Annotated in this window: 26 protein-coding genes and 1 pseudogene; 18 read left to right on the top strand and 9 right to left on the bottom strand. The window is 51.0% G+C overall.

Annotated features, from left to right (window positions below):
• The first annotated feature begins 41 nt into the window (after positions 1 to 41).
• From AC5JO6_RS28230 to psb32, 4 genes are all read left to right on the top strand, one after another.
• Complete coding sequence (locus AC5JO6_RS28230; RefSeq protein ID WP_496084380.1) at positions 42 to 833, top strand: YdcF family protein; 792 nt, start codon at positions 42 to 44, stop codon at positions 831 to 833.
• A gap of 143 nt (positions 834 to 976) precedes the next feature.
• Positions 977 to 1,102, top strand: a complete 126-nt coding sequence (locus AC5JO6_RS28235) for a hypothetical protein (RefSeq protein WP_496084381.1) — start codon at positions 977 to 979, stop codon at positions 1,100 to 1,102.
• Positions 1,103 to 1,116: 14 nt separating this feature from the next.
• Entirely contained in the window at positions 1,117 to 2,409 is a 1,293-nt protein-coding gene (locus AC5JO6_RS28240) for a Glu/Leu/Phe/Val family dehydrogenase (RefSeq protein WP_496084382.1), read from the top strand.
• Between the two features lie 254 nt (positions 2,410 to 2,663).
• Positions 2,664 to 3,389 carry a photosystem II repair protein Psb32 gene (gene psb32 / locus AC5JO6_RS28245; protein ID WP_496084383.1) on the top strand — a complete coding sequence of 242 codons (726 nt, stop codon included), beginning with the start codon at positions 2,664 to 2,666 and terminating at the stop codon, positions 3,387 to 3,389.
• Between the two features lie 80 nt (positions 3,390 to 3,469).
• Here psb32 and AC5JO6_RS28250 read toward each other — a convergent pair whose 3' ends face one another.
• The 4 genes from AC5JO6_RS28250 to AC5JO6_RS28265 all read right to left on the bottom strand — a co-directional run bounded on the left by AC5JO6_RS28250 (position 3,470) and on the right by AC5JO6_RS28265 (position 5,252).
• Entirely contained in the window at positions 3,470 to 3,814 is a 345-nt protein-coding gene (locus tag AC5JO6_RS28250) for a XisI protein (RefSeq protein WP_496084384.1), read from the bottom strand.
• Complete coding sequence (locus tag AC5JO6_RS28255; RefSeq protein WP_496084385.1) at positions 3,802 to 4,218, bottom strand: XisH family protein; 417 nt, start codon at positions 4,216 to 4,218, stop codon at positions 3,802 to 3,804. The genes AC5JO6_RS28250 and AC5JO6_RS28255 overlap by 13 nt, the downstream gene beginning before the upstream one ends.
• Before the next feature lie 139 nt (positions 4,219 to 4,357).
• On the bottom strand, positions 4,358 to 4,813 hold the full coding sequence (locus tag AC5JO6_RS28260) for a WapI family immunity protein (protein ID WP_496084386.1): 456 nt from the start codon (positions 4,811 to 4,813) through the stop codon (positions 4,358 to 4,360).
• 46 nt (positions 4,814 to 4,859) lie between these two features.
• A complete protein-coding gene (locus AC5JO6_RS28265) occupies positions 4,860 to 5,252 on the bottom strand; it encodes a DUF4346 domain-containing protein (RefSeq protein ID WP_496084387.1) in 393 nt (130 codons plus the stop codon).
• A 324-nt stretch (positions 5,253 to 5,576) separates the two neighbouring features.
• Between AC5JO6_RS28265 and AC5JO6_RS28270 the strand changes: the two genes are divergently transcribed.
• The 8 genes from AC5JO6_RS28270 (at position 5,577) to AC5JO6_RS28305 (ending at position 14,590) form a co-directional block, all read left to right on the top strand.
• Complete coding sequence (locus tag AC5JO6_RS28270) at positions 5,577 to 6,158, top strand: hypothetical protein (RefSeq protein ID WP_496084388.1); 582 nt, start codon at positions 5,577 to 5,579, stop codon at positions 6,156 to 6,158.
• On the top strand, positions 6,124 to 7,089 hold the full coding sequence (locus tag AC5JO6_RS28275) for a nucleoside hydrolase (protein ID WP_496084389.1): 966 nt from the start codon (positions 6,124 to 6,126) through the stop codon (positions 7,087 to 7,089). The genes AC5JO6_RS28270 and AC5JO6_RS28275 overlap by 35 nt, the downstream gene beginning before the upstream one ends.
• Before the next feature lie 676 nt (positions 7,090 to 7,765).
• Positions 7,766 to 8,872 carry a helix-turn-helix domain-containing protein gene (locus AC5JO6_RS28280; protein WP_496084390.1) on the top strand — a complete coding sequence of 369 codons (1,107 nt, stop codon included), beginning with the start codon at positions 7,766 to 7,768 and terminating at the stop codon, positions 8,870 to 8,872.
• A gap of 151 nt (positions 8,873 to 9,023) precedes the next feature.
• On the top strand, positions 9,024 to 9,917 hold the full coding sequence (gene lipA / locus AC5JO6_RS28285; RefSeq protein ID WP_496084391.1) for a lipoyl synthase: 894 nt from the start codon (positions 9,024 to 9,026) through the stop codon (positions 9,915 to 9,917).
• A gap of 165 nt (positions 9,918 to 10,082) precedes the next feature.
• The gene (locus AC5JO6_RS28290; RefSeq protein ID WP_496084392.1) at positions 10,083 to 11,057 is read left to right on the top strand and encodes an NAD(P)H-dependent glycerol-3-phosphate dehydrogenase; all 975 of its coding nucleotides are present in this window, start codon (positions 10,083 to 10,085) and stop codon (positions 11,055 to 11,057) included.
• A 238-nt stretch (positions 11,058 to 11,295) separates the two neighbouring features.
• Positions 11,296 to 11,442: a hypothetical protein gene (locus AC5JO6_RS28295; protein ID WP_496084393.1), complete on the top strand. Its 147-nt coding sequence runs from the start codon at positions 11,296 to 11,298 to the stop codon at positions 11,440 to 11,442.
• Between the two features lie 334 nt (positions 11,443 to 11,776).
• Positions 11,777 to 13,639 carry an ATP-dependent zinc metalloprotease FtsH gene (ftsH, locus tag AC5JO6_RS28300; protein ID WP_496084394.1) on the top strand — a complete coding sequence of 621 codons (1,863 nt, stop codon included), beginning with the start codon at positions 11,777 to 11,779 and terminating at the stop codon, positions 13,637 to 13,639.
• A 177-nt stretch (positions 13,640 to 13,816) separates the two neighbouring features.
• Positions 13,817 to 14,590 carry a DUF554 domain-containing protein gene (locus tag AC5JO6_RS28305; RefSeq protein WP_496084395.1) on the top strand — a complete coding sequence of 258 codons (774 nt, stop codon included), beginning with the start codon at positions 13,817 to 13,819 and terminating at the stop codon, positions 14,588 to 14,590.
• Here AC5JO6_RS28305 and AC5JO6_RS28310 read toward each other — a convergent pair.
• Entirely contained in the window at positions 14,587 to 14,751 is a 165-nt protein-coding gene (locus tag AC5JO6_RS28310; RefSeq protein WP_496084396.1) for a transposase, read from the bottom strand. The genes AC5JO6_RS28305 and AC5JO6_RS28310 overlap by 4 nt on opposite strands.
• Positions 14,752 to 14,853: 102 nt before the next feature.
• Between AC5JO6_RS28310 and AC5JO6_RS28315 the strand changes: the two genes are divergently transcribed.
• The 6 genes and pseudogenes from AC5JO6_RS28315 (at position 14,854) to AC5JO6_RS28340 (ending at position 19,852) form a co-directional block, all read left to right on the top strand.
• Entirely contained in the window at positions 14,854 to 15,705 is an 852-nt protein-coding gene (locus AC5JO6_RS28315; RefSeq protein ID WP_496084397.1) for a MerR family transcriptional regulator, read from the top strand.
• Between the two features lie 94 nt (positions 15,706 to 15,799).
• Positions 15,800 to 16,882, top strand: a complete 1,083-nt coding sequence (locus AC5JO6_RS28320; RefSeq protein ID WP_496084398.1) for an NmrA family NAD(P)-binding protein — start codon at positions 15,800 to 15,802, stop codon at positions 16,880 to 16,882.
• Positions 16,883 to 17,057: 175 nt separating this feature from the next.
• Positions 17,058 to 17,369 (top strand): annotated as a pseudogene (locus AC5JO6_RS28325) (nuclear transport factor 2 family protein); the annotation flags it as partial.
• 812 nt (positions 17,370 to 18,181) lie between these two features.
• The gene (locus AC5JO6_RS28330) at positions 18,182 to 18,409 is read left to right on the top strand and encodes a hypothetical protein (protein ID WP_496084399.1); all 228 of its coding nucleotides are present in this window, start codon (positions 18,182 to 18,184) and stop codon (positions 18,407 to 18,409) included.
• 158 nt (positions 18,410 to 18,567) lie between these two features.
• Complete coding sequence (locus tag AC5JO6_RS28335; RefSeq protein ID WP_496084400.1) at positions 18,568 to 19,044, top strand: Hsp20/alpha crystallin family protein; 477 nt, start codon at positions 18,568 to 18,570, stop codon at positions 19,042 to 19,044.
• A 247-nt stretch (positions 19,045 to 19,291) separates the two neighbouring features.
• Positions 19,292 to 19,852 (top strand): hypothetical protein, encoded by a 561-nt coding sequence (locus AC5JO6_RS28340; protein WP_496084401.1) that lies wholly within the window; start codon positions 19,292 to 19,294, stop codon positions 19,850 to 19,852.
• A 22-nt stretch (positions 19,853 to 19,874) separates the two neighbouring features.
• Here AC5JO6_RS28340 and AC5JO6_RS28345 read toward each other — a convergent pair whose 3' ends face one another.
• The 4 genes from AC5JO6_RS28345 to AC5JO6_RS28360 form a co-directional block, all read right to left on the bottom strand.
• Positions 19,875 to 20,507, bottom strand: a complete 633-nt coding sequence (locus AC5JO6_RS28345) for a DNA-3-methyladenine glycosylase family protein (protein ID WP_496084402.1) — start codon at positions 20,505 to 20,507, stop codon at positions 19,875 to 19,877.
• A 214-nt stretch (positions 20,508 to 20,721) separates the two neighbouring features.
• Complete coding sequence (locus AC5JO6_RS28350) at positions 20,722 to 22,668, bottom strand: APC family permease (RefSeq protein ID WP_496084403.1); 1,947 nt, start codon at positions 22,666 to 22,668, stop codon at positions 20,722 to 20,724.
• A gap of 191 nt (positions 22,669 to 22,859) precedes the next feature.
• On the bottom strand, positions 22,860 to 25,109 hold the full coding sequence (locus AC5JO6_RS28355; protein ID WP_496084404.1) for a cation:proton antiporter domain-containing protein: 2,250 nt from the start codon (positions 25,107 to 25,109) through the stop codon (positions 22,860 to 22,862).
• A 229-nt stretch (positions 25,110 to 25,338) separates the two neighbouring features.
• Positions 25,339 to 25,950, bottom strand: coding sequence for a PadR family transcriptional regulator (locus AC5JO6_RS28360; protein ID WP_496084405.1), 612 nt, complete (start codon positions 25,948 to 25,950; stop codon positions 25,339 to 25,341).
• Between the last annotated feature and the right edge of the window lie 48 nt (positions 25,951 to 25,998).

Raw genomic sequence — 25,998 nt, forward strand, 5'->3', positions numbered from 1 at the left:
CAACATCATGCTCAATGCGCTGTCGAAACCAAATCTGCACTATGTTTCTATACCTCTCCAAACTACTGCCGCTTTTTCTTTACCCGCTGGGACTGACCTGTGTGCTGCTCTTTGCCTCTCTGGTGCTGCTCTGGCGACGATCGCGCTGGACTGCGCTGCCGATCGTGCTGTCGTTGGTGCTGCTGCTGGTGGGTGGCAATGGCTGGATGGGCGAATGGCTCGTGCGATCGCTGGAATTTCAGAACCTCCCCTTAACTGCATTGCCAAAAGCAGACGCGATCGTGGTTTTGGGCGGTTGCACTAAGCCAGCCTCACCCCCGCGCCCGTGGGTAGAAGTCAGCGAAGAGGGCGATCGTGTCCTGTATGCAGCCAAACTGTATCGAGACGGCAGAGCGCCGCGTGTCATTCTCAGCGGTGGTCGCATTGACTGGAAAGGGGGCGGTACACCCGAAGCAGACGACATGGCACAACTGATCGAAACAATGGGTGTGCCAAAAGCCGCGATTCTACAAGATCCGACTTCGCTCAATACCTACGAAAACGCCGTCAACGTTAAGCAGATTATGGCGACACAGAGCATTCGTCGTATTTTGCTGGTGACATCGGCAATGCACATGCCGCGATCGCTGGCGATTTTCAAGCATCTGGGGATCGATGCGATCGCCGCCCCCACCGACTTCAACACAACAGAACGCGACTGGCAGGAAATCCAGGGCAGCACTCAAGCGATCGTGCTGAACCTTTTGCCTGAAGCTGACCGCTTTAACCGCACAACCAGAGCCTTGAAAGAATATCTGGGGCTGGTGGTTTATCGCTTGAAAGGATGGCTATAAACTCAAGCGTTACTATTAGCGATCGTCACACACGTTTCAAATATTTACTCTTTCTAGAAGCAGTTTGTGCTAGTTCAGAAAAACTTGAGCATTCATTTCTAAACGGTGGGATCATTGTGTCATAGGTTATACAGCGGTTGGGAATGCTAGAGAAACGCAAAGCATTGATCAAGTTTGCTGAAACGACTCGCCCGATCGCTGTAGCCACAAACAGCCCTTCTGACCACACTGTTTGTTTTTGGCGATCGCGGCGATCGCCATGTTACTGAGAGGAAAAATAGTTATGCTACCCGGTTCACTTTTAGCCGATGCCAGTCAACGCTTAGAACGCGCCTTAAAATTTACGTCTATTTCAGAAGATGCCGTTGAAACGCTGAAATTTCCCCAAACCAGCCTGACCGTCTCGATCCCCGTGCGGATGGATGATGGGTCGCTCAAAATTTTTCAGGGTTATCGGGTGCGCTACGACGACACCAGAGGTCCAGGCAAGGGTGGTGTGCGCTACCATCCCCATGTATCGCTGGATGAAGTGCAATCCCTTGCCTTCTGGATGACCTTTAAGTGTGCCGCGTTGAGACTGCCGTTTGGGGGCGCAAAGGGTGGCATCACCGTCAATCCCAAAGAGCTGTCCAGAATGGAACTGGAGCGCTTGAGTCGGGGCTATATCGATGCGATCGCCGACTTCATTGGTCCCAACGTGGACATCCTCGCACCCGACGTTTACACCAACGCCATGATCATGGGCTGGATGATGGATCAATACAGCATCATTAAGCGTCAGATTTGCCCCGCTGTGGTAACAGGCAAACCCGTCAGCATGGGTGGCAGCTTGGGGCGAGAAACTGCGACAGCGATGGGTGCTTTTTTTGTGATTGAATCCACCTTGCCGAAGTTCGATCGCCATCCCAGTAGCACAACCGTTGCCGTGCAAGGCTTTGGCAACGCCGGGGCAATCCTGGCAGAACTTCTCTACAAGGCGGGTTATAAAGTCGTTGCTGTCAGCGATTCTCAGGGTGGCATTTACAGCAAAAACGGGCTAGACATTCCCAGCCTTCGCCAGTTCAAAGATGCCAGTCGGGGGGTGAAAGCGCTCTACTGTGACAGTACCGTGTGTCACACCGCTGCCGAAGATGTCCTCACCAATGCCGAACTGTTAGCGCTGGACGTGGATATTCTGGTGCCTGCCGCCCTCGAAAATCAAATCACGGAAGCAAATGCCGACACCATCCAGGCAAAGCTCATCTACGAAGTTGCTAATGGACCCATCACCTCTGCCGCCGATCGCATCCTCAACGACAAAGGCATCTACGTCTTTCCAGATATTCTCGTCAACGCCGGAGGTGTCACCGTCAGCTACTTTGAGTGGGTGCAAAACCGCAGCGGCTTGTACTGGACGCTAGAAGAAATTAACCAGCGCTTGAAGCTTCGCATCGTCGAAGAATCCGAGTCCATCTGGCTCATTGCTCGTGATTTAGCGATCGACCTGCGAACTGCTGCTTACGTCCATGCTCTCACGCGTCTTGGTGAAGCCATCAGCGCTAAAGGCACGCGGGATTACTATCTGAATGGTCATTAGTAGAAGCAAGGGGAGGGGAGGAGGCAAAAGGAGCGGAGGGAGCAAGCTAAAGGCTAAAAGTAGGTTAGCGATCAAAATTAACTCAAAACTTCCTTCCTTACCCCCTGCCTCCCCTGCCCCCTGCCTCCCCTGCCCCCTGCCTCCCCTGCCTCCTCTGCCCCCCTCACTCCGCACTCCTCTCCCCTCACCTCCAAGCTGTCCATCTTCACCCTAAGCGTAGTATTTTGGAGAAATACGTTTTTCAGAGCGGTACTATGCAACGCCTCCTCAACCAATGCCATTGGAAGCACATCGGTCAACGCTTACTGCTTTTTGTAGCGGTCTTTGTCCTGGCGATACAGCTTTTTGCCACACCTGCCCATGCTACAGGTGTGAGCGAAGTACCCAAACCCAAAGCCGGAACCTGGATCGTTGACCAATCTGAGGTTCTCAGTCGCTCCAATGAAGGCAAGATTGCGACCGTTCTAGGAAATCTGGCAAAGCAAACGGGTAACGAGGTGCGCTTTGTCACGATTCATCGGTTGGATTATGGCGAAACGATCGAAACCTTTACCGACAAGCTGTTTGACCAGTGGTTTCCAACAGCAGAAGCAGGCGCGAACCAAACGCTGCTGGTGTTAGATAACCTCACCAATAACGTAGCGTTGCGTGCGGGTGAAACCGTCAAAACCAAAGTAACGGATGACATTGCCGAAAGTGTCACTCAAGAAACAGTGCTCATTCCACTAAAGGAAGGAAACAAGTACAATCAGGCGCTTTGGGGTGCCAGCGATCGCCTCGCCGCTGTGCTGTCCGATCGCCCAGATCCAGGTCCGCCTTCACTCACCGATAACGTTCAGGTTGAAGGCACTTTTGCCACACCAGAGCAAACGAAAGAAAGTAACGCTACCGTCTGGGTTATCGGCTTTCTCGTCGTGGCTACTGTCGTGCCGATGGCGACTTATTACTTCTACCTCTTCCTTCAATCACGAGAAGGGTAATTTCCGAGTTTTAAGTTCTGAATGAAAGTCCACCATTTGAAGCTCAAAGCTTTAAATGGTGGAGATAGACTGCTCCGCTACTACAGCGCTACGGCAAAATCTGTATACTGCCTCATCTTTGGCTCGTGGAATGCCAGCACGATGTCCTCTTTAGGGACACCTGCACGAACCAGATCAGTTGCGATACCGTCTTCAGTCCAATCCTCTTCGATCCAAAACTTATTATCACGAATCCGAACATAAACAGTCACGCCAGTAACGCGATCGCCATTTTGCCAACCAAGATTCATCCAAAGATAGTGAGCTTTTGCCTCATCCACAATCAAAAATGTCTCAATTCCTGTGGTGGAATGGCGGTTACTCAGTTCTACATACTCAGTCAAAAGACGCTTAATTAACTGAGGATACTCGGTTAATTTATCCATTGCGTAACCTCCTCTGCCTCTATGTCTACAACAATGATTGGAAGTTGATGTTTATTGAGAATGAGTTGAGTGACATCCTGAGTAAAGAAGATGTTGTAGACAATTTCGCTGATAGCGATATATAACTTGCGGTCTGGTGCTGTTTCCTCTAGAAGATAGTAGTAAATGTCATACTGACCCAGAGCCTCTTTCAAATCTTGCATCTTTGATGCACCTATAAAGCTTTTTATTTCTACAACCAGCTTTTGCCCATCTCGTTCAGCCGCGATCGGGCGTTCAGCACCAAGATCAGCATATAGCATTGTTCTTCGATACTGAATGATGTAAGGGTCATCTGTAATTGACCAGCCATCTTTAATCAGGGCATTTTTAACCGAGTTATGAATAAAGTCTAACTTGGGCATACGCCAGGTAGCAGTCCGCCTCTCATCGGTCAAAGTATACCTCTAAACTATCAGCATAGGTTGGGCTTCATACCTCAACCCAACTTCGCTTTACTGCATACATCTGTTAAGCGTTCTATTGCCATAGATAGAATCCCCTTTAGTGTCCTACCCGTATTGCAAATCGCTTTAAGTCCTCTCGTAAAGAAGCTGCGGACTCCTTTAATTTTTCTGCATCGATCTCAACTTCCACCCAGAGATCATCCATTCTAGCCGCATCGTATGCAGCCCAACCAGGTCTAGACTCCAGTTCAAAATATACTCTAAGTCTCTTCGGTTCTTCTTCGATTAGCTCGAATCTAAGATTAGGTTCCGTGAAGCTCTCTTCCGCATTTACACGTTCACCGTCTGCTATAGATTCAAGCCACTCTATAAGACGTTCTAATTCCCAAGTCAGCAAAGAAGGATCTGTAGCAACCCAAGAAACCTCTGGGAGTTTTACTCGAATCCTTACGTTTAGCCAGTCTGAATCGTACCGCTCGTTTTCAAGATGTGGAAACTGGTAGCCCACAACCTTCATCTCAAACTCTGTATTATCACTTCCCCTCAGTAGCATAGCTTTCTATGAAAAGAATGCCTAACAACGAACAACTAGTAAATTCTTAGTCCTGCACGTACTCTTGCCCACTCAGCAGCGCTGCTTCTGCTCGTTGAAACTCTCGTCCTAGATAAGAAGCGTGATCGAGCATTGTGATTGGGCAGGGTTTTGTCTGCTCAAAAAGCTGTATGCAGATTTCTTTTGCCGTTCTGCCGCTGTAGAGATGGGTGGGCAGTCGTTCGATTTTGCCGCGTGTGGGGATGGGTTTGCCTGTAGCTGGATCGCAGGCGAGACCCCGATCGTCAATAAAGTTTGTAAAGTGCTTGGCACAGATTAAGCCCTGTTCACGATCGAGGTAGATGATAACGTAGCCACCAGGATCAAGGTCAATGTAGCGCTTAGAGAGCGTTTGATCAATTGCAGTGGCATCTGCAACTGCCTGATTCGTAATCTGCATAACGTTACAACGTGCGATCGTTCCAAATGTGATCTAGATAACCTCTTACTATCTTAAAGGGTCTTGAAGCACTGACCAAGCCCACAAGCAGAAGCCACGCTCAGTCAGATTTCATCCCTGCTTTATCCTCTTTTCACCGTTACAGTACAAAAGTTTTGGCAACAAGAGCCATCTTAGAAAGGGCAAGACGGCAGCGGTTCTGCCAAATTATGAGTAGACATTTTACCTGGTAAGGGGGCTTAAGCCACTTGCGACCGCCCACAAGCTATGTCAACTTGCTATATCACTTCATCCCTTCGAGACCCTTGAAGGAACCTTATGTGTATGCTCGACTCCTTCATTCCATTGGCACTTGCAGTTGCGCCTAACCCTCTAGGCTTGCCGTCTAACCTTAAATTGACGACGATCCCCATTGATGCGTATACCTGTTTTGAGCTTTGGCTACCCGTTGCACACGGCACACTTTCACCCGAAGAGGCGATGCTTTTACGAGGCGATCGTACCCGCCTTGAGGATATTTGTGCCAAGCTAACCGAGTTCATGGGCGCGACACTCACTCGCAGCAATGCGCCCACGCATGATGAGCCATTGTTACAAGCGCCCACTTACTACTGGCAAGAAATTCGTAGTGTACTTTATGACGCAGGAAGAGCTTTTGACGCGATCGCTGTTACGTATTTGCCACAGGTCATTTACTCCAGTCTTAGTCAGGATAGCGGTCTGCCTGCTTGGACGTTACAACAGGCAGGGTGGAGCGTTTCTTTTCTCGCCCTGCATCCGATCGCAACAGGTTTCCGTGCCGAAGCGTTGCCTTTCACTGTGACGATCGCCTTCGGACAATCGATCACCAGATCGCTTCAAACCATTCCTATTGTCGCAAGCCAAACCTGCCTGCATGGTCGCTAAGCCCATCATCATCGATTGCGATCCAGGAGCAGACGATGCGATCGCGCTGTTTCTGGCGCTGGCGTTTCCAGAGCAGCTCCACGTCTTGGGCGTGACGACAGTGGCTGGCAACGTACCGCTGAGCTTGACGCAGAAGAATGCACGTTGCCTTTGTGAACTTGCTGGCAGAGACGATGTTCCAGTCTATGCAGGATGTCCTCGTCCGTTGCTACGCCCTCTGACGACGGCTGAAGATGTACATGGCAGAACAGGGCTAGACGGCATCAGCCTGCCAGAACCACAGATGCCGCTGCAAACGCAACATGCGGTTGACTTTTTGATCGAGACGCTCTTGCAAGCGACTGAAGCCATTACGCTTGCTACGCTGGGTCCACTGACCAATATTGCCGTTGCAATCATCAAGCAGCCTGCCATCTGCCAGCACATTCAGGAGATTGTCATGATGGGCGGGGCAGTGACGCAAGGCAATATCACGCCGTCAGCCGAATTTAACCTTTATGTTGATCCGCACGCCGCGCACGTGGTTGCTACTGCTGGAGTGCCGCTGACGATGATGAGTTTGGATCTTACGCATCAGGCGATCGCCACACCAGAGCGGCTCAATGCCATTCATGCGATCAACTCGCCCATCAGCGACGCGATCCTTGGCTTACTCAACCATTACGGCGCTTATGACATGCAGCGTTATGGTTTCGCTGGTTCACCGCTCCATGATCCCTGTGTAATTGCTTATCTTTTGCAGCCTGACTTATTTACCAGTCGCCGCGCCTATGTGGCGATCGAAACCAGCAGCGAACTAACAATGGGTCGTACTGTCGTCGATTGGTGGTATGTGACCAACCAGCAACCGAATACCAACGTAGTTGAAACGATCGAGGCTGAGGCGTTTTATCAACTGCTGACGCAGGCGATCGCCAATCTCAGTCGCTAGCATTACTGCTTAACACTGCCCCATGATGCCTGTAAGCCTTGCCAACTGAGCTAACGATCGACTGTCTAGCCAACCTTACGCAAAAAAATGGGCAGTCATCTCCATAGAAATACAGACATTTAGAGAAGCGGCAGAAAAAGTTTCCGCAATCCTCACAAGGGGATTCGCTGTGGATTTTGGCATGGTTAGAGGTGGCATACCAGTCAGTGCATGAGCACCTGCGATAAGTGTTGCCCACCCCTGTTACCCGGAATCCCTATGTTTTTTTCACCATCCGCAAAGCTTAACTTTCCCGTCTGGCAGTTTCTCAGCCAGCCAATTTTCGACCCCAACTTTCATGTCGTTCTGAATCCAAGCCGCTTTTGGCGCTTTCATCAGGTCTCACTCCTAGAGCGTTGTCTATCTAAAGAATGCGCTTCTAACGATAGTCGCTGCGATTGAGATGATAACAATTTGCTTGAAGCTGCTGACGGCAGGGCGATCGCTCTGCCGTTTTGTTTTGTTTCGCAACGTATCCGTCCGGAGAATCCATGAAGTCCTCGAATGAAGTTATGAAGATAGTTGGATAACTAAGTGTAAATACAGTTGTGCGCTGGTCTGATCGCCTCCGTATCAACCACGTTGCCTTTGAGTGAGCGCTATCTGTGCTGGACGTTTTAGATAGGGGAAGCGATTCATGTTGGCACACGAGTCTACTTACTGCGTGACTGTTCCTGGAGGCACTGCTGAAGTTTCTCTGAACGGACTACGGGCGATTTTAGGACAGGTAGAGGCTGAGCTTCATCAAAGCGAAATTTATGGTCAGATGCTTTCTAGCCTGAAAGCATTGCCGGATGATTTGAATCGACAAGTGCAGTGCATGGTGAGGGCAGTGGGCAGAGAAGCCGTTCGGCTAGCGCTACGCAAAGTGGTGCGAAAGAAGCCATCAGCGATCGAGCAACCAGCCACACAGAGCGTTGCACAGTCTGCCTTACCCACACTGGCACCCAAGACACTACAACTGTCGGCACAACCACCAGCGAAGCTAACGACAGAGAAGGTGATCCCGTGCGATCGCAGCCTTCCTGAGACTGTAGCCGCCCTTCCTGTAGAGTCCCAAGCACCTCCCTCAGCACGTGAGCGCACTACCCTTTATCCGCCAACACCACCGTATATCGCCAAGCGACTCGCTGACCCGCAAAGGAAATTAACCAAGCGGGAACTGGCACTTCGGGCAGTGCTTGAAGCACGGGAGACTTGCTTACAAACGTTGGGGCAGACCATTCGCCAGGTACGGCAAGAAAAGTCCTGGTCACCGTATCATTTGCATATCAAGACCCAGATTCCACTGCATCAGTTAGAAGCACTGGAATCTGGTCGCATCGATCGACTACCAGAAGATATCTATTTGCGAGGCTTTATTCGGCAAGCGGGTAACGCGTTGGGGCTGGATGGCAATCAAATGGCTGCTTCGTTGCCTGCGATCGATGCAGCTACCGCTGTCTTACCGTCCTGGCAACAGCCAAAAACACACTCTAGATTACGCTTAAATTCGATGCACGTTTACCTGGGCTACGCAGCGTTAATGGCTGGTAGTATTGCCTGGGTTTCTCACCAATCTGCCCCTCATCAAGCAGGATCAACACCCGTGCCTGCACCAGCTACAGTAGCACCGCTACCCAAACCAGTTCCCAATCAGCCAACTAAACATAACGCGAGCCAAAAAGATGCGGCGGCGCTAAACGTGAAGCAAGGTACGGCTACTCCAGGTGCGATTTCGCCACCAGAGAACAGTCCTTTTTGATGGAATGGATGTAACCCGGATTTAGATCCCCGACTTTTACAAAAAGTCGGGGATCTACTAAACAAACGCTATTGATTGAACATCCTTTGCTTCTACCTCCCAGCGTGCGCCTGGTAGGATGGACGAGACGTTGTTTAACTCAGGATGAAGCGTGGTCGTTAAACCAGAGTGGTTGCGGGTCAAAGCACCGCAGTGGGAACGAGTCGGAACTATTAAGGACATTTTGCGGGACTTGGAGCTGAATACCGTTTGTGAAGAGGCATCTTGTCCCAATATTGGCGAGTGCTTCAATAACGGTACCGCTACTTTTTTGATCATGGGACCTGCCTGCACACGTGCCTGTCCCTACTGCGATATTGACTTTGAGAAAAAACCGCAGCCGCTCGATTCAGCCGAACCAGAGCGACTAGCAGAAGCGGTTCGCCGGATGCGGCTGAACCACGTGGTTGTGACTTCGGTCAACCGAGACGACTTACCGGATGGAGGTGCGGCTCAGTTCGATCGCTGTATCCATGCCATTCGCACTGCTTCGCCGGAAACGACGATCGAAGTGTTGATTCCTGACCTTTGCGGCAATTGGGATGCTCTGGCAACCATTCTGCGAGCCAAGCCAGACGTGCTAAACCACAATACCGAAACGATTCCCCGCCTCTATCGCCGTGTACGTCCACAAGGGAGCTATGCGCGATCGCTGGAATTACTACAGCGCACTCGTGACCTGGCTCCCTGGGTTTATACCAAAACAGGGGTGATGGTGGGTTTGGGTGAAACTGATGATGAGATCAAACAGGTGATGCACGATCTGCGATCGGTGGATTGCGATATTCTCACGATCGGGCAATATCTCCAGCCAAGCCAAAAACATCTGGGTGTTGTAGAATTTGTGCGTCCGGAGCAGTTTGATGCCTGGAGAGCCTACGGTGAATCGCTAGGCTTCTTACAGGTCGTCGCATCACCGTTGACGCGCAGTTCCTATCATGCCGAACAGGTGAGAGCTTTGATGGAACGGCATCCACGGGTAAACGGTTTGAATAATGAGTTGTAGGAGATAGGAGGCAGGCTTCGACGTGAGCGCTCAGCCGAACGAAGGCAGAAGGCAGGAGGCAGGAGGCAGGAGGCAGAAGGCAGAAGTGAAGAAGGTTTCAAAGATGGCGTTCGGACTGAGATGATGTACTTCATCTAGCTGCAACCACGTGGACAAGTGACTAAGATGCCTCTAGCTCACTCCTCACTCCTTACTCCTCTCTCCTCACCCCTCACCCTTGCCATTCTCGGTGCTGGAGCCTGGGGCAGAACGTTAGCTACACTGGCGAAGGCAAGAGGACACACTGTTAAGATTTGGTCGCGGCAAAGCCAGGAGCGTTTGCAAACCGTGATTGAGTCTGCCGATATTGTCATTTCGGCGGTTTCGATGAAAGGCGTGAGTGCGGTTGTTGAGCGGATCCAACCTGACGCGATCGCGCCTCATACCGTTTTCGTCACGGCAACTAAAGGGCTGACAGCAGACATCAGCGTTGAAACCGTCCCCCTCTTGCCCTCGCAAATTTGGCAGGCTGCTTTGCCAACTCATCCTGTTGTTGTCCTATCGGGACCAAACCTTTCCAAAGAAATTCAACAAGGATTGCCTGCTGCAACGGTTGTTGCCAGTCGTGACCTGACAGCAGCAGAAACTGTACAAACTGCGCTGTCTTCTAATGCATTTCGGGTCTACACTAACGCCGATGTGCTGGGCGTTGAACTGGGAGGGGCGCTGAAGAATGTGATTGCGATCGCGGTTGGAGCCTGTGATGGTTTACAACTGGGCACAAATGCCAAAGCGGCTTTAGTCACTCGCGGACTCGCCGAAATCATTCGCGTGGGCACTTACTGGGGCGCGAAACCGGAGACCTTCTATGGGTTATCTGGTCTCGGTGATTTGCTGGCGACCTGCAACAGTGCTCTGAGCCGCAACTATCAAGTTGGTTACGGGCTTGCTCAGGGTAAGTCGCTGAGCACTGTTCTCGACCAACTTCAGGGCACAGCAGAAGGGGTGAATACAACCCAGGTCTTGATCAAACTGGCAAACCAGCGGCAGATTGCTGTCCCTATTTCGCATCAGGTCGATCGCCTTCTCAACGGTGACATCACTCCCCAGGCAGCCGTAGAAGCGCTGATGCTACGAGACTACAAGCCAGAAACTCACTGAGTTATACCAATTTAAGGAGCGAACATGGCAGATGGAAACGGGGTGCAGGGGTAGAACCCCTTCCGCGTGAGCGCTGTTCGGCTGAGCGCTCACGTCGAAGCCCAGGTCGAAAGCTGGCTGAGGGCAACGCCTCCACACCCCATATGCAACCCTTATTTTTTAAACTGGTAAGTAGCTGGGTGAAATTAAACGTAGGGTGTGTTAGGCATAGCCGTAACGCATCAAAACCTTTAGCAGCATGGGTGACGCTTCGCTTTTCTTGAATGCCGAAGGCGATACCCGTCCGACGCAGATTTTATATTTAATTGAACCTTCCTACTTAGATCAATCGTTTTGCTGTAGAGAACGCTTTGAGCCAACGCATGATTCGTGGCACGATGCGTAAAGCGGTTTGTCTAAAGCACTGCTCTGGGTCTCAATCTTCGAGAGGATGCTTTCACACGGACTAATGGCTAGAATACGTTAAGTAATATGTTCATACTGAACTTTCTCGTTTATCCAAGGCGTAATGCCATATGCCCCGCCCAAAGTTTGATCGTGATGGCGATCGCGCTTCTGCTGACGACGCTATTGAAACGTGATAGCAGACACTCGGACTGATCCACGTTGCTCTAACAACACGATTTTTATCGATCATCTTGTAGTTGACCAACGAACCGAAAGCAGCATCGTGCGCCTCAGGACAAAAGCATTTCACATTCTAGGATTTAGTCATCGCTATGCCCATTAAAGAACAATCGACTCCTCCTCGCCCTCGCTTGATCAGCAACATTTTCCTGGCGCTCATTGGGTTATCCCTGATTGCAAACTTCGTACTGCCAATCTTTCTTGGACCTCAAATTCCAGGCGTACCCTACAGCCTCTTTATTCATCAGGTGCAGGAAGGGGAAGTTGAGCGGGCACAGGTGGGACAAAACCAGATTCAATTTCAACTAAAAACTGGAGACGGTCAGCCTGGGCAAGTGTTTACAACCACGCCGATCTTCGATTTGAATTTGCCTACCCTACTGGAACAAAAGGGCGTTGAATTTGCTGCTGCGCCGCCACCTAAGAATGGTTGGATTGGTAGTCTTCTCAGTTGGGTTATTCCACCCCTGATTTTTGTTGCCATCTGGCAGTTCTTCATTCGACGAGGCGGGGGTGCTGGTGGACCGCAGGGCGTACTTTCGATCGGCAAGAGCAAAGCCAAAGTCTATGTCGAAGGAGAACCGGGGAAAGTCACTTTTGCCGATGTGGCTGGAGTCGAAGAAGCGAAAGCTGAATTGGTAGAGATTGTCGATTTCCTTAAAACACCAGGACGCTACACCCAGATTGGGGCACGCATTCCTAAAGGGGTGCTGCTCGTCGGTCCTCCAGGAACGGGTAAAACGTTGCTAGCAAAAGCTGTTGCTGGTGAAGCAGGCGTACCGTTCTTCAGCATCTCTGGCTCTGAGTTTGTGGAGTTGTTTGTTGGGGTCGGTTCTTCACGAGTGCGCGATTTGTTTGAGCAGGCGAAGAAGCAAGCTCCTTGCATCATTTTCATTGATGAATTGGATGCGATCGGCAAGTCACGCAATAGCGGCGGCTTCTATGGTGGCAATGATGAGCGAGAACAAACGCTGAACCAGTTGCTTGCCGAAATGGATGGTTTTGCGGTAGGTGAAGCAACCGTCATCGTACTTGCAGCGACCAACCGTCCTGAAGTGTTAGACCCTGCGCTGTTGCGTCCTGGTCGCTTTGACCGTCAAGTGCTGGTCGATCGCCCAGATCTATCCGGTCGTGAACTCATTCTCAAAATTCATGCTCAGAAAGTGAAGCTGGGTGAGGATGTGGATCTGAAAGCGATCGCCACTCGCACTCCTGGTTTTGCAGGCGCAGATCTGGCAAACCTGGTGAATGAAGCGGCGCTACTGGCTGCCCGCAATCAACGCCAAACAGTGGCGCAGGAAGACTTTGCTGAAGCGATCGAACGAGTGGTCGCAGGACTGGAGAAGAAGAGCCGTGTGCTCAATGAAAAAGAGAAGAAGATTGTGGCATACCATGAGGTCGGTCACGCTCTAGTGGGTTCTCTTACCACCGGGAGCGGCAAAGTCGAGAAAATCTCGATCGTGCCGCGCGGTATGGCAGCACTGGGCTACACGTTGCAACTCCCAACTGAAGATCGGTTTTTGATGGACGAAGCAGAATTGCGAGGGCAAATTGCGACGCTGCTGGGTGGACGCTCTGCTGAGGAAGTGGTGTTTGGCAGCATCACCACTGGCGCATCCAACGATTTGCAGCGGGCAACCGACCTTGCAGAGCGGATGGTAACGACTTACGGCATGAGCAAAGTCCTTGGACCACTCGCGTACCAACAGGGGCAGCAAGCGCAGTTTTTAGGCGATGGTGCGCCTAATCCCCGTCGGGTGATGAGCGAAGAAACGGCACAGTCGATCGATCGAGAGGTGAAAGACATTGTGGAAACCGCCCATCAGCATGCACTCCATATCATCAAGCTCAACCAGGACTTGTTGGAAACGATCGCCACCCAACTGCTAGAGACCGAAGTCATTGAAGGCGAGAAGTTGCATCAGTTGCTGGATCAGGTGCAGACGGCGGGTTAAAGCGGTCAGCTATCAGCTATCAGCGGTCAGCTATCAGCGGTCAGCGGTCAGCTTGGAGCTAATGGCTGACTCAATAGTCTGCGGCTATCCTCTAGACGTCTTCAGCGTCTAGAAAAGCATCAGAGAGAGACTGAAAGTGCGTTAGGTTAACGATGAAAACCGCTATCGCTCCTACTGATGCTTTCCTTGCCTGTAGCGACTTCGATCGCAATCATCGACGTGTGGACAAAAACTAGCGGCACCTGGATCAATGTTGCCACGATTTTGCTAGGCACCTTGTTAGGGTTGCTACTGCGAAAAAGCCTGCCGTCTGCGATGCAGCAGGTGATTACACAAGGAGTCGGGTTAGTAACACTCTTCCTCGGTGTGACGATGGCTAGTAGCCTGCTCAAGGCACAGGCAGGGCGAATCGATGGCATCATCCTGGCGCTTCTGGCGATCGTCTTTGGCGGGTTGCTGGGAGAAAGCCTGCAACTAGAGAAACGCCTGTATACATTGGGCGAGTGGCTCAAAGCACGCTTTAAAGGAGAGGGCAGTTTTACAGAAGGCTTCGTCGCTGCCAGTTTGCTGTTCTGCATTGGACCAATGGCAATTATTGGCAGCCTCAACAATGGCATTGCCGGAGACAACACGGTTTTGACGATCAAAGCCACGATGGATGGACTCGCCGCGATCGCCCTCACCAGCAGCTACGGCATCGGGGTCGGCTTCTCCAGTCTGATGATTCTGCTTTATCAAGGCGGACTATCACTGCTGGCTGGGCTACTGCCTCAAGTGCTGGCAGACCCCAACACCGATCCTCACGTTCTCATCACCTCCGGCGTGGGTGGTCTGATGATTTTAGGCATCGGCTTAAATTTACTCGATATTGCTAAGGTCAAAGTCGCATCCTTTTTACCTGCGTTACTTATTGCACCTTTGCTCTATAGCATTGCCAAATGGTTCACCTAAGAAGCTGTTTGAAAAGCTTGAAGCAAATAGAAAATCGCGTTCACCACCTCCCGCAGATCCAACGTGCACGATCGCCCACCCGTTTTAGCCGCAGGCAGATAGAGTACAAGACATGCCCACTGGTCATCACTCCGGTCTGTGTCGTATGCTAGTCGTGTCATTGGGTCTCTCAGGTAGCCCCCTCTACTCTACATGACTGACTTCTCAAACACCCTCTAACGTCAAACTGTAAACTCTTGGCAGTTAAACCAGGAGAAACAGATATGTTTAGAATCGGCGAATTTTCTAAAATCGCCCAAGTTTCGGGTCGTCTGCTGCGTTACTACGATGAGATCGGACTCCTTAGTCCTGAGTTTACTGACCAGCAAACGGGCTACCGCTTTTACAGTGCGCAACAACTACCCCAGCTCAATCGTATTTTGGTGCTGAAAGAACTCGGTTTATCGCTGGAACAGATCGCTCAACTGCCCGATCGAGACACCTCCACAGATGTAATCCGAAGCATGTTGAGCATTCGTAAAGCTCAGATTGAGCAATCGGTTCAGGAAGAACTGGCGCGGCTGCGTCTAATAGAAACGAGACTACAGCAGATCGAAGTGCATGGACAGATCCAGGAACCCAACGTTATCCTGAAATCCGTTCCAGCCCAGCAATTTCTGGCACTTCGCGAAGTTCTGCCCGACATTGATGCGGTAAAACGCCTTGTGCAGAAAATCAATGGCTTTTTACCGTCTAAGGTAGGACAAAGTAGCCTTGGTCATATGGCTGTTGTCATGCATTCCCCGGTGTACGATCCCGAAGCGCTCGACCTGGAAATCGGCTACCTAATCACGGGAAAAGCCCTAGAGTCAGTCAGGCTGTCTGAGGAACGGGTGCTAACCCTACGCGAATTGTCTGAGATTGAGACCATGGCAACGCTTGTTCATGTAGGGCGAGTGGCTGACACCCATCAGACATATGGTGCGCTTGGTGCCTGGATTGAACAGCATGATTGGCAGATCGTTGGGACAGGGCGAGAAATTTTATTGCAACTGCCAGAACCCGAAAAAACGGAAGAAGCCGTGTTTGAAATTCAATTTCCCATCAGTAAAATCAGTAGCAAATTGGGGGCTTGACTTTGACGTAACGGCAACCCCTAACCTGTGCATATCCTCAGATTGAGGCAGAAATCAAGTATATGCAACGGAATTAAAGCCACAGAGAATCAATATGAAAAACCCAACGATCTTTGTTACAGGTGCAACGGGTAAAACTGGTGGTGCTGTCGCAACACAACTGTTAGCCAAAGGCTATGCTGTTCGGGCACTTGTGCGATCGCAAGATAAAAGGAGCCAACAACTCGAGCGTCTTGGTGCAGAAATTGCAGTTGCCGATCTCTTCGATCCCGAGCAACTTACCCAGGCTCTGCGCGGTACACAACGGGCTTACTATCTGCCTATCTACCATCCTTATATGATTCAGAGCGCGGTCGCCTTTGCCGTTGCAGCGCAGGAGGCAAAATTGGAGGCGATCGTGCAAATGAGTCAGTGGACTTCCAGCCCCTCGCATCCTTCGTTGCTCACCCGTCAGACATGGCTAGTAGACCAGCTTTTTGCGAACATTCCCGGCGTGGCACACACAATTGTTAATCCAGGGATGTTTGCCGATAATTATCTGCGCGTTGTGGACTTCGCAGTGATGCTCGGCTTCTTTCCCATTTTGATGGGCAAAAGTCGGAGTGCCCCCGTTTCCAATGAAGATATTGCTCGGGTTGCTGTGGCGGTACTTCTCGACCCCGAACGCCATGGTGGCAAACGTTATCGCCCCAGCGGATCTCAGCTTCTATCGGGATATGACATGGCAGCGATCGTGCAGAAGGTTCTCGGTAAGAAGATCTTGCCGATTGAGATGCCGATGTGGTTGTTTTGCAAGGTTGCTCAACAGCAGGGTGAAGATCCCTTCTTAATCAGTTCATTGCGTTACTACGTTAAGGATCACAAAATGGGAACATTCTCATGGAATGGGGGCACTAGTGATGCGATTCTGGAACTGACGGGGTCACCCGCCGAAGCTTTTGAAACGACGGTACGGCGCTACCTTGCCATGCCCTTTGCCAGACCAACCTTGAGCAATCGTTTGCGTGCCTTGGTCAATTTCCTGATGATACCTTTCTACCCTGGCTACGATTTGGAACGCTACGATCGCCGTATGCGTTTTCCCGTGCTGACTCACCCTAAATTCTGCCTAGATAGCGATCGCTGGCGTACAGAACATAGCCCCCAAGTTGCAGTTCTCAGCGATGGCAAAGTCTAAGAATGGACAAACACTCAAGGCATAACAACCGCGCTGCACCGGAATGACTCAACATGGTCGGCTGAGTTGCAAAGGTTATCTGCGGCGGGTGATTGGGAGCGTTCGGCTGCTGCGCGCGGCTTGGCGGCGATTTGGAGTGGGTGTATAGTTGTAATACCTGCATTCTTGAATCGACGATGCCGCCCTCGCCCTCATGACTCCCGACGTAGCCTGGACAAAGGCGTTCAAAGGTGGTTTTGTCCGTGGTACTGAGGAAGTCCGCGCTTATTGGACAGAGCAGTGGAGCGAGATCAATCCACACGTCGAGCCGATCGCCTTTTACCCAGAGGACGCTGGGCAGGTCTTAGTCGAGGTGCATCAGGTCGTGCGCGATCTGACCGGAGCCGTGCTTGCCGATGAACACGTTGGTCACCGTTTCACCATTGAGCATGGCTTGATTCAAGCCATGGAGGTCTGTCCACTGCCATCGTCTGGACTCGGTGCCTAACCATGCGCTGTGGTCACAACTATCACAGCCACTGGTGATTTTGCTTTTGTTTCAACGGATGTGCCTTTAGAAGCCATCTTCTGTTTAAACAAGCATCGCCACCCCATTATTAGATAAGCCGCCGAACAAAGCGCTGCACCTGACCGCCTACGTTCCAGTCGCTGCGGTTGTTTCTCTCTTCGCTCCTTTCACCCCGTCGCCGCTGATCTGAGCCGTTGGGCAGCTTCATATCTTAGTGAAGATGCAACCGCAAACTTATCTGTTAGTGTTCAGCAAGGATGTGAGCCATCTTATTAACTAACGCGATGTGCGACTTTCCTAAAATACCTGCCAAAACTGCCCTCACCCTAGCCCTCTCCCGATGGGAGAGGGAACCGGAACGGTCTGGAAGCCCTTCTCCCCAGGGAGAAGGGTGGGGATGAGGGCGAATTAGTTGCACATCTTATTAACTAGGGCTAATCCATAGTCGTGGTTATCTCGGTTAGCCAGTGCTGCGATTGTCGTGCTAAAGCCCGCCGACTTCGGAAAATGAAATGTAGCTGAGTATCCTGATCCTTCCCCTGTATGCCCTTCAACTTCCCATAGGGAGACTCTACATCTACAAATAGTCCCAACCCATAGCCTAGATTTTCAAACAACGGATACTTTCCCAGGTTGTGAATGGGGTGAGACAACAAAGTGAGCGATCGCTTCTGTCACATTGGTCAGTTATTCTTAATCAACTGAAACGGAAAGATTAACAGGAGATGTAAATTAAACAAACGCTTATGCTGAATCAATATCGGCATAAACAGATCTTATCTCCAAAACTTGTGATTCTCTTTCCCCTCAAGCTGAATCAATTGCGGCTGTTATTGAATCAATTGCGGCTACTGCTGAATCAATTTCCCCTCAAGCTGAATCAATTTCCCCTCAAGCTGAATCAATTGCGGCTTTTGCTGAATCAATTGCGGGTGGTTCTTGTAGAAGTTCGATCGCTAACGAGATTGGTGTGGATGCGGTGTTTTCCAATCATTGCTATGAAGTTCAGTGCTTTGTGAATTTTTTAGCTGAACCGTTTTCTAGCAGGGCATGTGTGAAGCATTTGTAGGGAAAACTACACTTGGCATGTAGGGTTAACCTGACTGCGTTTTGAGCGCGATCGCGGCACCATATAAATGTTCAAACTTACGTTCTTGATCCAAAAGGAGATAGGCATATGTTGGTTCGTTACTGGCAACCCTGGCGTGAAATTGAGTCTCTGCGTCGTCAGATGGACAATGTGTTTGATGAACTGACGCAAAATACAAATAGCGAAGCTTCCTGGACTCCCGCTGTGGAGTTGAAGGACAATGGCAACGCACTACTGCTGCGGGCACAGCTACCTGGCGTGGATGCCAAGGATCTAGATATTCAGGTCACGAAAGAAGCTGTTTCCCTTTCTGGTGAGCATCATCACGAGCAAAAAGCTGAGAAGGATGGCTTCTTCCGCTCCGAGTTCCGCTATGGCAAGTTTCAGCGTGTCATCCCCTTGCCTGTTGCGGTACAAAACGATCGCGTTGAAGCTGCTTATAAAGATGGTATCTTGAGCCTGACGCTGCCAAAAGTGGAAGAAGTTCGCAACAAAGCCGTCAAAATCAACCTTGCTGGAACAGAGCAGCCAGCGGCAACGCTTGAAGCAAGCAATCGCACCTAAGAAGAACTCAACGAGCGGTCAGATGATCGCTTAAGCAGGGTGAGCAATTGCTTGCCCTGTTTTTTTTGCAATCTCTAGAAGGTCATGCTGGAAAGCCTTTGATAAGAGTAATGTAATTTGTGTCACGCATCGGTGTGGTTTCAATCACACGATCGCCTAGCAAAGATCACCAGTAGGCGAGGCTTGTCATCACCTGGCTAGCTCGTGAAAAGCCCGATATTATTCATATCGCAAGCCCCCTAAAACTATGCCAGCTCAATCCTCCCTACTGCCATCGACCCCTTCAACGACTGCTCACACAGCCTCCTCGCGTTGGTTAGAAACATTACTAACTGGTGTGGCGCTGACGTGCACACTCAGTCTGGCAGTGCAAGGACTCGCTCACAGCAGCGAAGTAACTGTTGCCCAGAAACCCATTGCGCAGAAAACCTTACGTGCAAGCAGTGCGATGCCAGATGGGAACTATCTTTACGGTCAGGCTCCCAAAGCGGGACAGCTAGGAGCGACCTACCTGGTCTTTGAGGTGAATAAAGGCAACGTTAAAGGCGCGTTCTACATGCCTCAATCGTCTTTTGACTGCGTACATGGCAGCGTTCAGACTCAGCGGTTAGCACTCACTGTGGTCAACAGCTATGAACAGGCGACTTACCCCTATGCTGTAGCACTGCAAACAGGAGGCACATCGGCATCCTCAACACGCCCTGATGTTACACCGATCGCCTTAGAAGGGTTTCACCCCATTAAGCAACTGAGCGCGAACGATCGACGCATTTTATCAACGTGTAAAGCCAGCGCTCGTGGTATCTGAGTTTGTTTAACAGTGTGCATCTTTAGGCTACCGTTGCACGTCCAGCGGGATTAGCATCCAGACTGCGCCAAAGGTACCACGAGGCGATTGTGCGGTAGGGTTGCCATGCCTGTCCCAGACGCTCGACGGTTTTTTTGTCTGGCAGTTCTGCCAAACCATAAGCGCGACGGATGCCAGCCCGAATGCCCAGATCGTCTACCGGGAGAACATCCCATCGGTGCAGACGAAAGATGAGCAGCATTTGCACTGTCCAACGTCCCACGCCTTTGATGGGAAGCAGTGTTTGCACGATCGCTTCATCATCCATCGCTTCCAATTCAGCGATCGTGGGCAGTCCGTCCAGCGTTTTTTGCGCCAAATCTTTCAAATACACAATCTTGGGGCGAGAGATGCCTGCACTCCGCAGGTCGTCATCGGGCGTGTTAAGCAAATCAGCAGCACTGGGAAACGCATGTGGATACAGCGCCAGAAAGCGACGATGAATGGCGGCAGCAGCCTTACCCGAAAGCTGTTGATAAAGAATTGATTCGCACAGGCAAAACAGTAAATCGCCCTGCCGTTGTCCCTGGCTCAGCGTACAGTCACCCACCTGTTCGATCAACGTTGCCAGGATGGGATCGGCTTGCTTTAAGGTTGCGATCGCGCTGTTGAGCATATGGTTAACACGTTGACAGGTTAAAAATGGGTAGCGCTGTACTAGCTTTTAGCGATCAGCGGTCAGCTTTCAGCGATCAGCTTTCAGCGGTCAAGCCCACAACTGAACGCCTGCCTTCTGCCTCTTCGCGGAGGTGAGGTGTGAGGTGTGAGGTGTATTAGCTCTGCCTTCTGCCTCCTGCCTTCTGCCTTCTGCCTTCTGCCTCCTGCTTCCTCTAACCGCCAACATGAATAACAGGACGGCGCTCAGGGTCTTTTTCGGCTCGACGCAGCACTTCACGCGTGACCACCGCAATATCTCCTTCGCCAAACAGAATGAAGCGCATCAAATATTGAAGTGGATTGCCCTCCACCCAGCCGAAGTACGCGTGGGGCAGCTTACCCGTTTGATCTCGAAGATGTAAAAGGATCGCCGCGATCGCGTTTGGCACCGCCGCACTTTCAGCCCGCAAGATGCGATATTGTCCCACCTGTACGCCTTTGATCCGAATGCTATCGGCAAATTCAGAAGCATCGGATATTTGCACTTCTAAAAACAGCACTGCATCTTTGGGCGGAATGTGGTTGTCTTCGCGGACTTCTTTCTCCTTCAAAAAGTACTCCTGCTCATCGCCTATATTTAAGCGATTGGCAATCAGCCGCAGTTGAGTTTGGTTTGCTTCTGCAATGAATTGACAGGCAGTGTCATCCATTTCAATTTGATCGGTTCGCAGCTCTGTCGATCGCCAAACCCGTGAAACCAACGATGTGATAATGATAGTGCCAATAAAAAAGCCAGCGATTCTGATGCCTTCGGGTCGTTCAATAATGTTGACAACGGTGGTGTATAAGAACACTAGCGTAATCGCGCCAAACACCAGAACTCCTTGCTTTGAGCCACAACGACGGGCAGCTAACATCACCGCAAACGCAGCCGAACTCATCAACACCAACACACCTGTGGCATACGCTCCTCCCTGCGCTTCAACGTTGGCTTTGAAGAGGATTGTCACTGTAAAGGCGATCGTGGTGTAGACCAAAACCAGTGGTCGAGTCGCTCGTGCCCAGTTGGGTGCCATGCCATAACGTGGCAGATAGCGCGGCACAATGTTCAACAGTCCTGCCATCGCGGATGCCCCAGCAAACCAAAGAATGGAAATGGTACTGATGTCGTACAGCGTCCCAAAGCCGTCGCCCAGATAGCTGTGTGCCAGATACGCGAGGGCACGACCGTTTGCTTTGCCTCCCGACTGAAACTCTCCACTGGGAATGAGTAGCGTAGTGACCAAACTGCTCGTGAGCAGAAAGAAGCTCATGATCAGCGCGGCGGTCGTGAGGAGCTTGTGGGTTTGCTGAATGCGCCCTTGAGGGTTTGCTTCCGTATCACCGCTCTTACCGCGTACCAGCGGCATAACGGCAACGCCTGTCTCAAAGCCAGATAGCCCCAGCGCCAGTTTGGGAAAGAGCAACGCGCTGACACCCAGCATCATGAGCGGATTACCATGACTGGTGAAGAGAGCTGTACGCCAGTCACTAACGAACGTTGGTTGATTGAGAATCTGATTGAAACTAACCCCGATCGTGACTAAGTTCAGCAGCAAATAGATGCCAACCAGAAAGACGGCTATACCGATCGCCTCTCGAAAGCCTCTCAAAAACACAGCGCTCAGTAGGGCGATTAAAATAAGCGTCACGCTGATTGCTTGATCATGTAAAAAATCTGGTACCAAAGGGTTTTCGACCAGGTGAGCTGTCGCATCAGCCGCCGAGAGCGTGATTGTGATAATAAAGTCAGTGGCGACAAACCCTAGCAGACAAAGGACAAAAAGCTTGCCCTGCCACCACGGCAGCAGATGCTCAAGCATGGAAATCGACCCCTCTCCGTGCGGACTCATCGCAGCTACGCGACGGTAGATGGGCAAGGCTCCAAACAAGGTTAATAAGACCAAAATCAGGGTTGCCAGTGGCGAAAGAGCGCCTGCTGCTAGAGCTGCAATGCCAGGTTGATAGCCCAAGGTGGAGAAATAATCGACTCCTGTGAGGCACATCACCTGCCACCAAACGTGCTGACGATGCCCTCCGTCCTTGCGATGCGCCCCTCCCTTCGCGGGTTTGTCGTCTTCAAGCAGCCAACGGATCAATCGCTGACGATGCTGTGTGGTTGGATCAGTGCGTTTAGCCATGCAACCTTAACTCCTCCTTTACCCTAAAAGGCTCGACTACCTTAGCGATCGCCAAGGGGTGATGCCTCAATCTAAGCATGTAAGCTTTACAACTATGATCCACCCAGACAGCGCAAGTCGAGCAAAAATGGCACAAACAGTCACTCTGCTCCTATAAAGGTATAGGAGCAGAGTGACTGTAACAGACTGCTTCAAGAACTCAACACAGCAACAGGACAATTTGCCTGGTTCAGAATGGCATTGACACCATGACCAAAAAAAATGCGTCCGGTCATCATGCGAATATTACTGCCCAGGACGATCAAGCCTACCTGTTCTGCATGAGCAAATTTAAGAATTTCGCGCTCTGGGCTGCTCCCCTTGAGCAGGCGAAACTGAACGTTTGCCCCTAAGCTCCGGGCAATGTCTGCCTGATGTTTCACAATCTGGAGCGCAATGTCTTTCACCGGGTCTAAGGTTTGCTGATTGTAGATGTATTCTACCTGTGGCAGGTTAATGACATGTACTAGCGTCAAGACCGCGTTCATTTGAGCAGCAAGCACACTGGCAACTTCCACCGCTTTGTTGCTGTATTCTGAGCCGATCGTGGGCACCAGAATATGGCGAATGTCTGGGGGATTCGTGGCGCAGGTCTCGCCCTGTTGGAGCGGTAGATGAGATTTCACGACCAGGGTCGCACACGGCGCTTCTTGAACGATGCGATCGACCAACAGGTTAAACAGACTGTCGCTACGCCTACTTTCGCTGGCTCCCAGCACAATTAAGTCATAGCCTTTGCGGGCTTCTTGCAAAATCACGTCTGCTTTGTTGCGTCCAGCTTCTACTTTGGTTTGTAGGGTACTGGTTGCAGGTAGCTGCATCGCTTCTGTAATCGCCACCAGAGCCGCATCAGCAGCCGTATCTTTGACGGCGATCGTTGTGGCAACTGCCTGACGTGGTGGCTTCTTGTCACTCAAGGCGTACAGGGCTGTAATTTCTACTGCGTTTTGGTGAGCCAGACTGCTAATCAGTTGGGCTGCCAATTGGGCGTTTGGACCGCCACTGGTAGGAATCAAAATGCGGTTAACGTTCTTGATAAAGCTGCGACTGTCTTGTTCTTCTTGCTGTAGGCGATCGGCTTCCTCTTCACCAATCTCTACCTTTGAGAGCGTCCAGCGCAGTAAGGGCGGTGCCATCAAGGATGTGACGATCGCCACCATGACGATGATGGAATACATTTGCTGATTGAGTACACCTAGCGACAGACCGATCGTGGCGACAATGATTTCCATCGCGCCTCGGGCATTCATACCAGCACCAAGCGCCAAACTTTCCCAATGAGATAAGCCGCCGACTTTAGCGCCCAAATAGGCTCCAACAAATTTACCGACGCAGGCGACTGCCAGCACCAGCAAGCCAATTACCAACGTCTGTGGCACCAAAAGTTGCAGCAAATTAACCTTTAACCCCGCTGCCGCAAAGAAAATTGGAGCCAGGAAGCCAGCAGTAATCATCTCTAGCGTGTGACCCGCTTCACGGCTAAAGCGTCGGGATTGCCCTGCGAGAATGCCAAACACGAACGCTCCTAATGCCGCTTCAATGCCTAAAGCATGAGTCAGAGCCGCCGCAGAAAGGGCAAGCACTAAGACGATCGACAAACTAGCAGTGGCTCCACCAATATGGTTGTCTACCCAGCGCAAAATCTGATCAACAACGGTACGCCCGATCGTAAAGGCGATCGTGAGAAACAGCACCGCACCGATCACCGACTTGAACACCGTGCTGAGATCAAAATGACCACTGCTGGCTAAACCCGCCACTACAGACAACAAAATCCAGCCGATCGTGTCATCCGTCATCCCGGCTGCCAGCGTAATCTGACCAATATCCCGACGAATCAAATTCAAATCCATCAGCACTTTGGCAATCACTGGCACTGCCGAAATACTCATCGCCGTAGCAATGAACAGGCTAAAAATCAAGCGCTCATTGGGTTGTGCTAAAAAACTGTCTGGCAGCAACTCGCCCAACACAAAGCCAGTGCTAAACGGCACAATAATGCCGCCCAGTGAAATTAGCAGCGCCGTTTTACCTTTCCGCAGAATAAGATTGAGGTCTGTTTCCAGCCCGGTAACAATGAGCAAAAACAGCACACCGAGCCAGGAAACCACAGCGAGTAAATCTGACTGCGCCTGACTGTTGGGGAAAATCGCCGCTTGCACTGCTGGCAATGTCCAACCCAGCAGTGAGGGTCCTAGCAAAACGCCAGCTAACAACTCACCGACTACAGGCGGTAAGTCAACCCGACGCATCAGTTCGCCTAAGCCCCGCGAGACTAGCAGAAGGACAGCTAGTTGCAGGAGTACTAACAGCAACTCATGGTGACCTAACGGCTTGATCACACCATCCGTAGCAAGTTGGCTGGCAAAGAGAGTCTCAAGCTTTAAGGTCAAAAAAATCATACAGTCTGTACTCACACGATCGGATCAACAGCAAATCGGATCAACAGCAGAAAGGCAAGAGCGTCCGTGGACAACCCCTTCTGCGTCCCAGCAAACTCAGTGCTTTGCTTTAACTGTTATTCCTGAATCGTATGGTGGTTGGCAACTACCTTTAGATACCCTTCCTGACGAGCCAGACTGTAAGCGTTGCCAGGAAGGGGTGGCAATTGTAACGTTCTAAGCGATCGCCCTACTCCTCAGACAGCAGCGCGTAAATGTCCCGCTTCGTGCGATCGAGTAATTCACGAACCCGATTCATGCGATCGGTATTACCACTACGAGCCACTTGCATGACAGCACCTGCTAGCTCAGTCGCCGACTGTCGCAACTGGTTAAACTCTTGCGGCTTGCTGGCAGCAGCACTTCTAAACGTATCCCAGGGAGAGTCGGACGGTGCCTGCTGAGTCCGTTCTGCCAGGAATTGCCTACCTTCATCGGTAATAGTGTAAACCCGTTTGCCTTCAGTGGTTTCGCTGGTAACGTAGCCGCCGTCTTCGAGCAATTGCAGTGTGGGATAAACCGAACCGGGGCTGAGGCGACGGAAGCCACCATAGCGCGCTTCCATTTGTTTGATCAGGTCATAACCGTGACTGGGATGTTCGGCTAGAAGTTCTAGCAGCAAAAACTTAATGTCTCCTCGGCGCGTCCGGGGTTCATCACCGCCAAAACCGAACAGATCTTCCATAAAGCGTTTGCCGCGATCGTGCCTGCCATGCTGAAAGCGGTGCTGAACGATCGGTTCTTCCAGATCGACGATCGCCCATGCGGGGGCGTGAAAGTGAGAGCGAAAATGTCTAAACATGAGTCAAAAACTAAACAACTTCTTCGAGTATACGATATATCAAAAAGT

This window comes from Tildeniella sp. (assembly GCF_059505325.1).

Coding starts and splice junctions, on each gene's coding strand:
- AC5JO6_RS28310 (WP_496084396.1), bottom strand. CDS start 14,751: ATGACACGACTAGCATACGACACAGACCGGAGTGATGACCAGTGGGCA.
- AC5JO6_RS28240 (WP_496084382.1), top strand. CDS start 1,117: ATGCTACCCGGTTCACTTTTAGCCGATGCCAGTCAACGCTTAGAACGC.
- psb32 (WP_496084383.1), top strand. CDS start 2,664: ATGCAACGCCTCCTCAACCAATGCCATTGGAAGCACATCGGTCAACGC.
- AC5JO6_RS28230 (WP_496084380.1), top strand. CDS start 42: ATGTTTCTATACCTCTCCAAACTACTGCCGCTTTTTCTTTACCCGCTG.
- AC5JO6_RS28340 (WP_496084401.1), top strand. CDS start 19,292: ATGCCAGCTCAATCCTCCCTACTGCCATCGACCCCTTCAACGACTGCT.
- AC5JO6_RS28295 (WP_496084393.1), top strand. CDS start 11,296: ATGGGTGACGCTTCGCTTTTCTTGAATGCCGAAGGCGATACCCGTCCG.
- AC5JO6_RS28345 (WP_496084402.1), bottom strand. CDS start 20,507: ATGCTCAACAGCGCGATCGCAACCTTAAAGCAAGCCGATCCCATCCTG.
- AC5JO6_RS28270 (WP_496084388.1), top strand. CDS start 5,577: ATGCTCGACTCCTTCATTCCATTGGCACTTGCAGTTGCGCCTAACCCT.
- ftsH (WP_496084394.1), top strand. CDS start 11,777: ATGCCCATTAAAGAACAATCGACTCCTCCTCGCCCTCGCTTGATCAGC.
- AC5JO6_RS28335 (WP_496084400.1), top strand. CDS start 18,568: ATGTTGGTTCGTTACTGGCAACCCTGGCGTGAAATTGAGTCTCTGCGT.
- AC5JO6_RS28320 (WP_496084398.1), top strand. CDS start 15,800: ATGAAAAACCCAACGATCTTTGTTACAGGTGCAACGGGTAAAACTGGT.
- AC5JO6_RS28265 (WP_496084387.1), bottom strand. CDS start 5,252: ATGCAGATTACGAATCAGGCAGTTGCAGATGCCACTGCAATTGATCAA.
- AC5JO6_RS28235 (WP_496084381.1), top strand. CDS start 977: ATGCTAGAGAAACGCAAAGCATTGATCAAGTTTGCTGAAACGACTCGC.
- AC5JO6_RS28315 (WP_496084397.1), top strand. CDS start 14,854: ATGTTTAGAATCGGCGAATTTTCTAAAATCGCCCAAGTTTCGGGTCGT.
- AC5JO6_RS28280 (WP_496084390.1), top strand. CDS start 7,766: ATGTTGGCACACGAGTCTACTTACTGCGTGACTGTTCCTGGAGGCACT.
- AC5JO6_RS28260 (WP_496084386.1), bottom strand. CDS start 4,813: ATGCTACTGAGGGGAAGTGATAATACAGAGTTTGAGATGAAGGTTGTG.
- AC5JO6_RS28355 (WP_496084404.1), bottom strand. CDS start 25,109: ATGATTTTTTTGACCTTAAAGCTTGAGACTCTCTTTGCCAGCCAACTT.
- AC5JO6_RS28290 (WP_496084392.1), top strand. CDS start 10,083: ATGCCTCTAGCTCACTCCTCACTCCTTACTCCTCTCTCCTCACCCCTC.
- AC5JO6_RS28250 (WP_496084384.1), bottom strand. CDS start 3,814: ATGGATAAATTAACCGAGTATCCTCAGTTAATTAAGCGTCTTTTGACT.
- AC5JO6_RS28360 (WP_496084405.1), bottom strand. CDS start 25,950: ATGTTTAGACATTTTCGCTCTCACTTTCACGCCCCCGCATGGGCGATC.
- AC5JO6_RS28255 (WP_496084385.1), bottom strand. CDS start 4,218: ATGCCCAAGTTAGACTTTATTCATAACTCGGTTAAAAATGCCCTGATT.
- AC5JO6_RS28350 (WP_496084403.1), bottom strand. CDS start 22,668: ATGGCTAAACGCACTGATCCAACCACACAGCATCGTCAGCGATTGATC.
- AC5JO6_RS28305 (WP_496084395.1), top strand. CDS start 13,817: ATGCTTTCCTTGCCTGTAGCGACTTCGATCGCAATCATCGACGTGTGG.